Annotated in this window: 12 protein-coding genes; 8 read left to right on the top strand and 4 right to left on the bottom strand. The window is 41.1% G+C overall.

The window, feature by feature from the left end:
- Positions 1-143 precede the first annotated feature (143 nt).
- The gene (locus ACFQV5_RS13810) at positions 144-1,730 is read left to right on the top strand and encodes an alkaline phosphatase family protein (RefSeq protein ID WP_379247731.1); all 1,587 of its coding nucleotides are present in this window, start codon (positions 144-146) and stop codon (positions 1,728-1,730) included.
- 30 nt (positions 1,731-1,760) lie between these two features.
- Entirely contained in the window at positions 1,761-2,468 is a 708-nt protein-coding gene (locus ACFQV5_RS13805) for a DUF421 domain-containing protein (RefSeq protein ID WP_379247729.1), read from the top strand.
- Here ACFQV5_RS13805 and ACFQV5_RS13800 read toward each other — a convergent pair.
- The 3 genes from ACFQV5_RS13800 to ACFQV5_RS13790 all read right to left on the bottom strand — a co-directional run bounded on the left by ACFQV5_RS13800 (position 2,444) and on the right by ACFQV5_RS13790 (position 6,695).
- Positions 2,444-4,021 (bottom strand): cobyric acid synthase, encoded by a 1,578-nt coding sequence (locus tag ACFQV5_RS13800; protein ID WP_379248267.1) that lies wholly within the window; start codon positions 4,019-4,021, stop codon positions 2,444-2,446. The two genes, ACFQV5_RS13805 and ACFQV5_RS13800, sit on opposite strands and share 25 nt — an antisense overlap.
- Before the next feature lie 138 nt (positions 4,022-4,159).
- Positions 4,160-5,272 carry a GIY-YIG nuclease family protein gene (locus ACFQV5_RS13795; protein WP_379247727.1) on the bottom strand — a complete coding sequence of 371 codons (1,113 nt, stop codon included), beginning with the start codon at positions 5,270-5,272 and terminating at the stop codon, positions 4,160-4,162.
- A 166-nt stretch (positions 5,273-5,438) separates the two neighbouring features.
- Positions 5,439-6,695, bottom strand: a complete 1,257-nt coding sequence (locus ACFQV5_RS13790; protein WP_379247725.1) for a chitinase — start codon at positions 6,693-6,695, stop codon at positions 5,439-5,441.
- Between the two features lie 300 nt (positions 6,696-6,995).
- Here ACFQV5_RS13790 and ACFQV5_RS13785 point away from each other — a divergent pair, with 300 nt between their 5' ends.
- The 6 genes from ACFQV5_RS13785 to ACFQV5_RS13760 all read left to right on the top strand — a co-directional run bounded on the left by ACFQV5_RS13785 (position 6,996) and on the right by ACFQV5_RS13760 (position 12,266).
- Positions 6,996-7,370: a BlaI/MecI/CopY family transcriptional regulator gene (locus ACFQV5_RS13785; protein WP_379247723.1), complete on the top strand. Its 375-nt coding sequence runs from the start codon at positions 6,996-6,998 to the stop codon at positions 7,368-7,370.
- A 12-nt stretch (positions 7,371-7,382) separates the two neighbouring features.
- Positions 7,383-8,681, top strand: coding sequence for a M56 family metallopeptidase (locus ACFQV5_RS13780; protein WP_379247721.1), 1,299 nt, complete (start codon positions 7,383-7,385; stop codon positions 8,679-8,681).
- 458 nt (positions 8,682-9,139) lie between these two features.
- Complete coding sequence (locus ACFQV5_RS13775) at positions 9,140-9,538, top strand: DUF2871 domain-containing protein (protein WP_379247719.1); 399 nt, start codon at positions 9,140-9,142, stop codon at positions 9,536-9,538.
- Between the two features lie 183 nt (positions 9,539-9,721).
- Complete coding sequence (locus ACFQV5_RS13770; RefSeq protein ID WP_379247717.1) at positions 9,722-10,915, top strand: MBOAT family O-acyltransferase; 1,194 nt, start codon at positions 9,722-9,724, stop codon at positions 10,913-10,915.
- Between the two features lie 27 nt (positions 10,916-10,942).
- The gene (locus ACFQV5_RS13765) at positions 10,943-12,103 is read left to right on the top strand and encodes a hypothetical protein (RefSeq protein ID WP_379247715.1); all 1,161 of its coding nucleotides are present in this window, start codon (positions 10,943-10,945) and stop codon (positions 12,101-12,103) included.
- Positions 12,081-12,266 carry a hypothetical protein gene (locus ACFQV5_RS13760; RefSeq protein WP_379247713.1) on the top strand — a complete coding sequence of 62 codons (186 nt, stop codon included), beginning with the start codon at positions 12,081-12,083 and terminating at the stop codon, positions 12,264-12,266. The genes ACFQV5_RS13765 and ACFQV5_RS13760 overlap by 23 nt, the downstream gene beginning before the upstream one ends.
- Before the next feature lie 285 nt (positions 12,267-12,551).
- Here ACFQV5_RS13760 and ACFQV5_RS13755 read toward each other — a convergent pair whose 3' ends face one another.
- Positions 12,552-13,280 (bottom strand): YwiC-like family protein, encoded by a 729-nt coding sequence (locus tag ACFQV5_RS13755; protein ID WP_379247711.1) that lies wholly within the window; start codon positions 13,278-13,280, stop codon positions 12,552-12,554.
- Positions 13,281-13,320: the final 40 nt, after the last annotated feature.

Here is a 13,320-nt window from a genome sequence, read left to right as displayed (position 1 = left end):
TCTATCATTTTAGTGAAAATAGTATCACATGAATAAGTAGTTGGCTAATAGCCTTTATTATCGATAAGTATAAAAATTAACAATTAACATACGCTATACCTTATAAATTTTGACTTTTCATGTAGAGGCAGGTGAATTTCCCCATGTGGAAAAAGACGATTCTCACCATAATCTTGATCCTGGCCATGTTCACTTGCTTTGGCTGTCAAAGACAGGAGGCAAAACATAAAGAACAAGATCTTGTACACGTGAAATCGAGTAAAGGGGAACAAACGAAGAAGGTCATCTATGTAATGGTTGATTCTTTAATGGCACAAGCAATCGATCGAGGAATTCAGCAAAAGGAACTACCCACATTCAAATTTCTTATCGATAACGGTCAATATCACAAGGACTTGGTTAGCTCTTTTCCAACGATGTCTGTAACCATTGATAGTTCTCTAATCACTGGTGTGTATCCGGATCATCATCGTGTACCAGGGCTCGTATGGTATTCGGCAGACGATAAAAAGGTGATTAATTATTCAGTCGGTCCAAAGGAAGCGATTCAGCAAGGAGTCGATCCGTTTTTGTTTGACGCATTAGTCAATCTTAACGGGAAGCATTTGAATCAGCACCAACCTACAATTTTTGAAGACTTGTCTCGAAAAGGACTAAAAGCTGGATCCATTAACGGATTAATATATCGAGGGACGAAGGAACACACGTTGTCCATCCCCCCTTGGATTGAAGTCCCAACCTCTTTGCCAAAAGAAATTCAAGTAAAAGGACCCGATTATATGGCCCTTGGTTCTTTGACCAATCCACTCAAAGGTACTAAAAAATTGCCTGACGGGGTAACGCGTAGAATAGGCATAAATAATCAATTCTCGCTAGAAACAGCAAATTATTTAATAACAGAAAACAAATTACCCGACTTTTTATATGTGTATTTGCCAGACTTGGACCAGAAGCTTCATAAACATGGCCCATCTGAATTGAAAGGAGTCAAAGAAGTCGACAATCAGCTTCACTCTCTATTACAATCGTTTGGTTCGCCGGAGGAAGCCTTAAAGAAAGCAGTGTTTATCATCTCAGGGGATAGTGGAATGACCCAGATTCTATCTGAACCAGAAAATTCAAAAATCGATTTGCCGAGTTTTTTCAAGGATTATGAAATTTTACGCACCGGCGAAACCGTCACGGATGATACCGAAGTTGCTTTCGCTGTAAATGAAACGATGGCTTATGTATATAAGCTTAATACAGATAAATCTTTAAGAGACATGGCTCATTTATTAGTCACCGATCCACGGATTGATTTCGTTTCATGGAAAGAAAAGGGATGGATTCATGCAGTGAAAGGCGATCCTGCCAAGGAGGTCTTATATAAAGCAGGTGGTAAGCTCGTAGATCCGTATAAGCAAAACTGGACTGTAAAACAAAACTCAAATGTGCTGGATTTAAAAATCAATACGCTAAATAAGTCCTTAACATATGGGCAGTATCCAGATGCATTGCAGCGCTTATACGGTGCATTACATTCCCACGCGGGTGAATTTTTGGTTGTTACCGCAAAACCGGGGTATGAACTAGCAGACAGAAGCTCTACAACCCACGCTGGAGGCGGTGGACATGGATCTCTTCACCAAGAAGAATCTTTAGTACCTTTGATCATAACAGGAACAAATAAAAAACCTCAGTATCTGCGAATTGTAGATTTAAAATCATTTATAACTAGTCTATTTTAACTAATCTATACAGCTGAAAGGATGAGCCCCTTGGATTTTTTTGAAAGTAAGGAATCGCTGACAACCATCGAATGGATCTTGCGAGGCATTGTCAGCTTTATATTTCTCGTTCTTTCAACTAAATTCATGGGGCAGCGTTCTATTTCACAATTAAGATTTCTCGATTTTATTATTGCTCTGACTCTCGGAAACATCATAGCACATCCGCTTTCTGACGAAAAATTAGGAATGAAAGGTTCCATAATTACGACTCTTGTCCTTATCGTGCTATATGTTTCTACTACATGGTTGAGCCTTAAGTGGACATTCTTAAAGCGATATATGGATCCACTACCCATTACACTCATTGACAAGGGGCAAATTCATTTTCATAACCTGTCCAAAGCGAGAATTTCTATCGATTATCTATTATCCGAGCTTCGGAAAGAAAAAGCAGGTGATCTCAAACAAGTATCACTTGCCATATGGGAACCGGGTGGCACGATTTCTATATTCATGGACACACAGTACCAGCCGGTTACACCAGCAGATTTGAACATTCAAACTCAACCATTATCGATATCTAAACCTATTATTATAGATGGTAAGGTCGATATGTCACTACTTCTAGAACTCGGTAAAGATCTAACATGGCTAAGTACAGAAATATCACACACCCATAAAAAAATAAGTGATGTGAGATTAGCAACCATTACAGGAAAGACCATTCAGGTCTACTCTGAACCGAAAAAAGATTGATTTCCATTGATTATTTCATAGACTCTCTTCATATCGAGATGGTTCCGGACAATATCAGCTACTCGATCAAATTCTTCATACTTACGATCTTGAGCTTTGAACGTATGAGCTAAAGGGTTCAGTCCTTTCTTCAGGCGAATTCCATCCAGCCACATCCTCCGTAACTGATCATTGTCAAACAATCCATGCAGATATGTCCCCCATACAGATCCATCTCCGTTAGCTAGTCCTTCTTCGTGTGCTAAACTCGAAACATTCCTATCACTTCTTGACCGATCTTCTTCCAAGTGAAAAATAGGGCGGTATTCAAGCTCTTCACCTGCATCTGTTCGCTCCGTTACACCCATATGAATCTCATATGCCTCAATTAGCGGCATGGTCGCTTCCGATTGATTCATAAGCAGCGGATGCTTAGAAGATAACTGACCTCTTACTCTAACCGTCCTTTTTTTCTGAAGAAAAGTGGTCGTTATCGGCAACAAGCCGAGTCCTTTCGCTTCCATAACATTCCCTTCCACTGCATGAGGATCATTAAGCCATTCCCCAAGCATCTGATAGCCTCCGCACACGCCTACAAGCTGGACACCTCTATTGTTCACATGATCCAAGATAGCCTGATCCAGTCCGCGATCTCTCAAAAACTGTAGATCGCTGATCGTATCTTTCGTTCCTGGTAAAATGATTACATCCGGTGATCCTAGCTCTTGAACTGAATTGACATAACGAACAACTACATCTGATTCCCAGCTCAATGCATCAAAGTCAGTGAAATTCGAAATTCTTGGATAACGTATAACTACAATATCTATCTCTCGTTCTACCTGTCTTCGATACTGTAATTCATCGAGAACGACCGAATCCTCTGCCTCTATGCGCATATCCTGAATATATGGAAGAACACCGAGGACCGGAATGCCTGTCCGCTCTTCAAGCCAGTCCAGGCCCGGCTTCAGTAACTCGACGTCTCCTCGAAATTTGTTGATAATGAATCCTTTTATCCGCTTCACCTCATGAGGCTCAAGCAATTCCAGCGTACCTACAAGTGAAGCAAACACGCCGCCACGATCAATATCAGCAATCAAGATTACCGGAGCATCGGCCCAGCCTGCCAGATTCATGTTCACGATGTCCCGATCTTTGAGATTAATCTCTGCCGGGCTTCCCGCTCCCTCCATCACAACGACATCATACTCCTGACGTAGTCGATTCAGAGCATCTAGAACAATCTCCTTCGCCTTCGGCAAAAACTGATTTCTGTAATCCATAGCACTCATTTGCATTTCAGGCACGCCATGAATGACGATCTGAGAATGCATATCTTTGACCGGTTTGATCAATATCGGATTCATATCTGTTGTTGCGACAATACCACAAGCCTCAGCCTGAACTCCCTGAGCTCTTCCGATCTCCTTGCCTTCCATTGTTACATAAGAATTAAGCGCCATATTCTGCGATTTATACGGTGCAGGACGAAGCCCATCCTGTACAAAAATACGACATAAAGCGGTCGTTACAATACTTTTCCCGACGTCTGAAGCAGTTCCCTGTAGCATGAGAACGGCTCCCTTCCCCTTGTTAGCAAGCTTGATCTCAGCCTGCTTCACTAGCTCATCTTCTTGTTCAAACATAGATTCTTTCATGTTCTTCCGCCTTTCTTTTCTCGCTTTTCCGGAATCGCTTCGTCCTCTCCGCTAACTCAGAAATTGTTGAAGCGCCTGCTCTAGATCTGACGTATTCTCCGAATGAAGCCATTCGTCAGGAATAATGACATGCTGACTACTGTCGCTGTTTTGAAGATAACTATAAATGATTTGTGCTTGGTCAATCTCTTCCCGTTCTATCTGAGTATTCATAACGTTCTTGTGATCAGCAAAGTTACTTCTTATCAAGGATTCAACCTCGCTTCGCACCTGTTCGATTCCGATCTGTTCCAGATTATACTTACAGGACGCAAGGACGGTGTTCCGCTTAATCAGAAAAATCTTAAGGGTCTCGTAATCTATATATTCAGCCATGACAATATTACGGCTCTCCGCTGTGAAATCAAGAACTTCCTCCTTCTTCAAAATGAAGTGAGCGGACTCCATGTAATCTCTGTACTTCGCGGCTTTTTCAAAATCAAATTGTTCCGCAGCAAGCATCATTTGCTGCTCTATTTCTACATATAAACTCATATCTGCACCATCGAGCAGCGCAATGAAGCGATCCATCACTTGATTGTATTTGTTAGCAGCTTCTCCACCGAGACACATGCCAAGACATAACCCGATTGAATAATTTAAGCAAGGAGTGTTCGTCAAGGTTGTTTGGTTGCACGCAATTTTAAAACATTCCTGTATTCCTTGAACAGCTCTCTCCATCGCATTTCTGCTTGCTGCAAAAGGTCCATAACAAAGGCTTCCTTCATCTACGCTTGGATTGCTCGTTATTTCTATACGGCGTAAACCATTCACTAGTCGAATTACCAAATAGGAATACGCCAGTGGGTTCTTCATTCTTCTGTTATACATTGGCTTCATTTGCTGGATTAAACTACACTCGAGCATCAGAGCTTCAAATTCGGTATCTGTTGTCACATGCTCAATCGTTCTCACATGGTTAACAAGTTTCTTAATCTTAGGTGCATGTGATTTGGAATTTGTAAAATAGGATTGTACCCTTTTCTTTAAACTTTTCGATTTACCGACATACAGAATGCCGCCAAGGGAGTCCTTCATTAAGTACACTCCCGGCGTTGACGGTAACTTGCTTACTTGTTCTTGTATCGTAATAGAAGTGTAAATAGATGCTCCTCCTTTCAGCATTCTAAGCTACTAACTATTATAAAGAGTGAAACTAACTATGGATATATTAACGTATATACTTTTTATTTTAATAGAGTAGCCCTGATTATAATAGACGTAAAAAGAGGCCCCTTCCCTCGCAGTGAATCTTGCGCAGGAACAGACCTCTAATAATGAATTCAGCCGATCAGAATGGCTTCATACCCAATGTGTCGATTTTCTCACCTGTAACATCAATCCCCATTTGGCTTGTAATGTCACGATAATGACCGGCACGTCGCTTAACGGAGCTTCCTTCCGTCTCTCCCAAATTTGCTTCCAAACCATTGAGCACCATGATGGTGATACCAAACCCCGGTTGTCCCAAACCTTTAACTACATCATCCAAGGATGGCTTCCATTTGTTAATGATAACATCATGGGCAGAAGGTTTCGGTGCCTGTGGTGTCATCCAGAATAGAATAGCCGTCATAAAGCCAACTTTTCCATCTGCCGCCACAATTTCCGGATTGCTTAGAAGCATGTTTTTGTCCCCATAGATAATGGAGCTAAACAAACCGTAATTAAAGTTCCAGCTCAGCATAATTGGGCCGCGTCCATAATAACGCTTGTCCTTCACACCTGGATAAAGCTCACTGCTTGCCGGATCTACGAAAGCATCTTTATTCACGCCTGTTCTGCCCGCAATATTTTCATTCCAGAACAATCCCCACTTCAGTTCGCCGCCCGGTGCAGTGGACCATCCCCCGCCTGTTTCATGTGCTAGATTCGCAAGGAATGCTGCAAGCTCGCGTTTACGATCCTTTTTGAATCCCTCTTTCAAAAATGTACCGAAATCGATGATAACGGTTTCAATTTCCTTTTTCTTATTGGCAGCTGAGTTGAAATCCGAAGAACGCACGATTAAGGTTTCAATTCTGGCATCCTTATCAAGTCGATGAATTTCCTGTACACCATTTGCACCTTTACGGGTACTAATCTTCAACTTAATGTTAGAAACTTCTGTTACTGCTGCGATCAGATTGTCATAAGAAAAGTAATCCGTCTGATTGTCTTTGAAATATTCCTTCCCTTTCGCTACTTTAAACCATTCAGGTGAGCCTAATCGGTTAGGGAATAATTCCTCGTATTCCTTCTGTGGCAGAAGTGCTTTCACCGCGTCGACAGCTTGATCTGGCTTGTAATCCGGGTCTATTCCATCCCACTCTCGTTCAATTTCTTTGAGTGTTAGAAAGTGATGTTCACCGACGTCTAATGGACTTCCCTCATAACTATGTTCGTTGATGACAATAGTATGACTTATCCCGCTGTTTGATACGTTCTTCTCAATCGTTACTTCTGCTGCAGAAACCGTCATTGGCAATGCTAGTAAAACGGCACTAAGCGAAAAACTAATAGAGCGTTGAATCATTTTGCTGGATAAGGGATAGTTCCATTTGGACACAAGCATTCTCCTTTTTTCCTTTAAATTGGATGTTATTTCTTTATTATAAAAATTGTAAATATTTTGTATATAGTTCCAATTCCCTGAATGAACATGAAAACAAAGCCTAGGTTCGTCATGAAAAACAACCAAACATCATAATGTTATAATATTTACATAATAATTGCTCGAAAGGTGGAAACAAGTTCAAATATGTAAGATATAGTTTGACATTCACTACAATGCGTAGTATATTCCAATTACTACACGATGTAGTAATTATATGCATACACCGAATACCATATGTTAGAGGTGCTGGCCATGAAAGAAGTACAGAAGCTATCTGATACTGAAATGGAACTGATGGAGGTGATTTGGGAATGTGAGCATCCGGTAAATTCAACCGAATTATTGAAGATTTTTGCTCAAAGAGGAAAGGAGTGGAAATCGCAGACGATCTCTACTTTTTTGTCGAGGCTAGTTGATAAAGGGGCTTTATCTGCTACTCGGCAAGGTCGGATTAATTCCTATGTCCCAAACCTTTCACAGGCAGATTACAAGCTGGCAGAAACGCAAAATGTATTGAATGGATTATACCAGGGCTCAGTTAAGAATATGATCTCCGCGCTATATGACGGTGACAAGCTTTCCGACAAAGACATCGCAGAATTAAAACATTGGTTCTCCGAAAGGTAGGTATGCGTACATATGAGTCATATTCTCCAGCTACTGGTTACGCTTACGGTTGCAGGTAGCACCATTGTGAGCTGTATACTGCTCGTACGCCTCCTCCCATCTCATATTATTCCTCCGAAATGGCGTTACATCATGGGAAAGATGGCTGTTTGGTTCTTTATTCTTCCGGTAGCCTTTACCGCGAAGGAACTTATTGAACTCTTTGCTCCGAAGACTTCTATGGATGGATTATTGATGACTGGAATATTGTATCCAGTGCAGGAACCAGCTCCTGAACTACTGTCAGGTGCCTCTCCGGACCTGACGATTTCTGCCGAAGCTGCATGGATCTTATTAAGCCTATGGTTGATCGGCACTTTGCTCTTCGCGAGTTGGCAGATGTATTGCTACAAGAGATTTATAAAGAGCGTGAAAGAAACCAGCTCTCCCGCTTCGCGAAACAACGAAGATTATAAACTACTCTCTCACTTACTGCAGGTGCATGGGATAAAGGCGCATGTAAACCTTGCCTATTGCTCTAGTGTCAAAAGCCCTGTTCTTGTCGGACTCCTGAAGCCAACCATTCTGCTGCCCGCTAGCAGTGAACTAGATTTAGAACTTGGCATGGTCATTCACCATGAATTAATTCACCTGAAACGTAAAGATTTGTGGGTGAAAATGCTTGTGTTAGGCATAAGTTGTCTGCACTGGTTCAATCCTTTGGTTCATCTATTACGTAAAGACATTCATATCTGGAGCGAATTATCTTGTGATGAAGAGGTCGTAAAAAGTATGTCGTATGCTGAGCGGAAAAGATACGGGGAGACAATCCTGAATGTCATGATCGGTACAAGGGAATTGCCAGTCAAATTCGCTGCTTCCTTGTCTGGAAATGGACAACAATTAAAGAGGAGATTAACGATGATGATGAATGTAAAGAAGCTTAAGAAACGCACGGTATTTATGACGATCTCAGCCCTGCTTGTCATGGGTGCAGTTGGGACATCCACCGCTGTATGGGCTGCAAAAGTCTCGCCCGCTGTTGATATCTTCGGAGGCGAACAATATACAATTGAAGAAAAAGGTGGCTCCCATTTTTCAGATGGCTCCGAATATGATTATCACTTTGGAGGACTATCACCGATCCAGCAAAAGAAAGTTACAAAGGATATGGCTCAGTATTATCTGGACGAGCACGGGAATGTTGTTGATTACAGCACAGTAAATCCGGACAGTATTCCTTATGCAGATCTTACTCCGGAGCAACAGAAGCAAGCAACGAAGGAAATCGGCAAATACTCCCTTAAAGAAGTAAGAGAACTAGTGAATTAATTCGTTGTATTCCCCAAAAAAAGATCTTGAGGGAGAGCGCCTTTAACTTATGAGACGCTACGGGTACAAATCATTCCTCCCATCGCTCTTGTGCTCTTGTTTCCTGAACGAATTTATTTGTGGAAACTAGAGCACAAAGGCGACCGCATCCGCTTGTCCGGAAACGCTTTGTCCCCTCCGCTGCTTCGTGCATCCTATCAATAATATATAGATAACACAGATAAACCGTCCTTGTGTTTATGAAATAACTAAGCTATTACCTATCTTTAGAATCTTTGTATTCTCTGAGATGATATCTAAAAATAAAAATGCCAAGTATTAATGCTAATACAGGAATTATTAACAGCCAATATCGTGAATCATTTCACTTTTGTAACCTTTAGTTCATACTGTGTTCTTATTCACATGATATTCTATCGATTAATGATACGATACATTTATAAAGGAGAGATAAGTCAATGAAGAAACTTTACTACACTTCGTTTTTTTATGCGGTACTTGGGTTGATCGCAGGTGTTTTTTATCGGGAAATTACGAAGCATAGTGATTTTACGGGTGACACAGTATTAGTAGCGCTTCACACCCACATTCTTGTCCTTGGATTTATGTTCTTTATAATTGCTCTGATTCTATCCAAGGTGTTCCAAGTTCATGAAGCGAAATCCTTCGGTGCATGGTACATCGTCTATAACCTAGGATTACTGATTACCATTGGCGCGATGACGACACGTGGTATGCTGCAACTGAATGGCGAAGACATTAGTTTCTTGCCACATATCGCAGGTCTCGGGCATGCGATTCTAGGAGCCGGAATCATCTGGTTATTGATTCTACTAGGCAAACGAATTAAAGAATAGTCAGGGACCGCTGGAAACGATCCAGCGGTTTTTTTATGGCTCAATACATATGCTTTAAGCGAATGGATCATTATTACAATTACTGTTGTTCCCAAATTTATCGAAAAGTATCGAATTTCGTGGTATTATTAATCTTCTGAAAGATATTATAGAGTACTAGGTTCGGATGGTGGAAGTAATATTATGATGTATACAGACTGGTTTTATTGGCTATTTGTGTTCGTGGCAGTTGTGATCTACCATGTAAGTCCAATCCGCATGAGACCCTTAGTACTAGTTGCAGCTGGAGTCACGTTCTACTATTACTATGCTGGCTCTTTAGTTCTTTTGCTGCTTCTGGAAGCTGTTATAGCGTTCGTACTTATTCAGACGGCGATCAAAAGAACAAGCCGATGGATTTTTGCAACAGCTATTATGGGTGTCATTCTCGTTTTAGGGTATTTCAAGTATAGTAATATGCTAATCATGACGGTCAATGATTTATTGTCCTTCATCGATAAGCCATTCTTCCCAAAGGCTAAAGATATCGTATTACCACTTGGTATATCTTATTTTACATTTGAGCTCATTCATTATTTAGTTGAACGAAAACGCGGAAACCTTCCTGAGCACAAGTCAGTAAGTTTTTTTTCGTTTCTCTTCTTCTTTCCAACGATGGTTGCAGGTCCTATTAAACAATTTCAAAACTTTTATCCTCAACTGACTGCTCGCTTTCGTCTTGATCACGTGATCACTGGGGTTACCAGAATTGGAATTGGACTCTTTAAGAAGCTTGTACTTGCTGGCTCCATCGATTTGTTGGCTCAACCGATTTATTCTCAGGCAGGAATCGCAGGTTCAGATATGCAGACCCTGTGGATTTCACTTTTGGCCTATACTTTTGTCATTTATTTTGATTTCTCTGGTTACTCAGACATCGCGATTGGTACAGCGCGTTTGTTCGGTATTGTCATACCTGAGAACTTCCGATTCCCTTATTTGGCTCGCAGTATAGCTGAGTTCTGGAACAGATGGCATATTTCACTTGGCTCTTGGCTCACCCGTTATATTTATTTCCCACTTGGGGGCAGCCGTGTTCCCCCTCTGCGGATTTATTTCAACTTGATGTGTACAATGGCCGTTTCAGGCTTATGGCATGGTGCTGCTTGGAATTTTGTCGTGTGGGGATTATTCCATGGCGTTATGCTTTGTGTTCACCGCTTCTATCTGAAGGAACTAAAGCCTAAGTTGAAACCCGTACCGAAATGGCTCAAGCCAGGTACAACGCTATTGGCCATCGGAGTTACTTTTTTCGGAGTAACCATGAGCCGGGTATTCTTTGTTCTGCCCGTAAGTGATGGTTATGATTTAATGTTAAGACTGTTTGGTCTGAGATAAGGCTCAGAGAGTGAGGTATTTTAGATAATGGCTAGAAAGCTTCCAATAAAAAGACTAATCATATTCATGGTCATCTTGGCCGGAATTGGATTGGCCTTTGTCACCCGATGGGCAGATACAGTTGTAGAAAAGATGAGAGAAGATGTTGTGATACATGCGGAGAAAGAACTCCGCGTCCCTCAATATGACTCCATTGTTCTAACTCCTTTATGGATTGAATACTTGCAAGAACAAAATTTCGATGAACCTGTTGTAGGTATGTTCGGTGCTTCTACCGTTTATGGAACCACTGTAAAAGATGCGTGGAACACACCTGCTGGCATTTTGCAGGTACATCTTAATGATCAGCGTGTACTCAATCTGGGATTATCCGGGGCACGTCTTCCTGAGACTTACTCAATTCTATCATCTGTCATTGATAAAGTAGATTATGTGCTGTATGAATTGAACTACGGTATTATACCGATTACAGATAATAATCCTGAGGTTTCGGTGTATCCAACACTTATGAGTAAACTGGATCAGAATATCCCTCGCCAATGGTTAAATGATTTCACCCAGAAGGACAAGGAATCGGTCCCTAGTTCAGTGCATAATGCTGTAACTACCGGTATATTGAACCATTGGACCTTATATCATGATCGTGATGTCATTAACTATCGATTCTTCAAGACTCGTACGACAACCGAGAAAATCCGCCGTGAGATTAAAAAAGTGCGAGATGCAAAACAAGGGATTGTATCAACCTATATCCCTCCATATCGTCCTTTTGATAAGTTGAAACCCGAACAGCAAGAAGAAATCATTGAGCATTATACTTCCTTATATACTTGGGAGCAGCCGTTTGATAAGGACAATAGCTTTGGATTGTTCATGATCGAGAAAACGCTGGACCTTCTCGATGAACATAAGAAAAAAGCCGTGTTCTACACAGCCCCATTAGACAAGCAGATGATCAATGAAAATAATATGCTTGATTGGAATGAATATTACACCGTTATGGGTGCCTATCAGGAGTTAATAGAGTCTCGCAATTATTCATTCATCGAGTTTAATACAGACGACACGAATTTGATTCCTCATGAGTATTATCATGACGCTTCACACTTAATTGATGATGGAAGCATTATTTTCGGTGAAATCTTGTATGAAAGGTTGAGTGCTCTTGGAATTACAAACACAAAGTAAAGAACAAGATCGCCCAGAGGTTTATTCCATTGGTAAGCGCATCGCTCGCGTGATGTATCTGAGTTTAGTTACCGTTGGAGGGGCGCTAGCCATAATGGCTGTTGTGCTAGGAATACTGTTCTTCTCAGGCGAGACCTCTTCGTTTATTTATATGAATTTCTAGTTGAATATAAGGTTTTCTGAGGGTATCCAAAAAGACTATGATCTTGTTGGATGCCCTTTTACTTGTTGTAAGACGCTCCGCGTACGAACCGTTCCTTCCATCGCTGTTGTCCCCAAATTATCGGAATTATATGAACTAAGGTATAAATTCGGGGACAAAGGCGACCGTTACACTTGTCCGGAATCGTTTCGTCCGCTCCGCTACTACGTGCATATCACAAACAAAAAAGCAACCATCCACGGTTGCTTCTTCTTACATATCACACTCAATTTGATCTTATTTTACTTAATAAACAATCCACGAAATAATGATAAACTGCACCGCTCCGATAATCTCCATGATCCCTACCTTCATCGGACGCATCGTTTTACCGGAGAATAAGAAAGTACGAATCAGAGGGAATAGAAAAGGCAAGATCATCCACGGTTGACCTAATACAATAGGTACAATCAGAATAAGGACATGATATATGTAACTTGCTTTCTTCCAAGCGGCATTGTTCTTCTCGCGGAATACGGTTTTCACAAAGAACGCTGTTCCCATGAAATAAACCAAGTTATAGAGAACAATCGTAAGCATTTCGAAATTCCATCCACCGTCACCATACATGTAGGACGCAGCCCCACCTAAAGCAAAGATAAGAATGGCACAAAAATCATTAAATATAGCCCTTTCGGACTTACGTTTTACATGCCAAATGTTCAAGCTTAATAATAGGAGAAACGGAATTGCGAAATAAAACAATTGCGGTTTGATGATCAGCGGATATATGACGGCCGTCAACCCAATCAACCCATAGATCGCAGCAAATTTCAATAAATGAGTGCGCTGTTTCTTTCTTTTTAATGCTTGTAATAATGGATAAGATGCTAGATATAAAAACAACCAAGCTATAAATAATAGGATATGACTCCAGCGTGGTGTTCCCGCCAGTACCCCAAATAAAAATGGGACACTGACCATAGCCCAGCCCCCATGTTCATGAGGAAGTACGATTTTCTTATTGTTTTTCATTTGCTAAAACTCCCCCTTTATTTGTCGCTCTTAGATAAGC

Source organism: Paenibacillus sp. GCM10028914, assembly GCF_042666275.1.
GTDB lineage: Bacteria > Bacillota > Bacilli > Paenibacillales > Paenibacillaceae > Paenibacillus_AQ.
This window is presented reverse-complemented; position numbering and strand designations above follow the sequence as displayed.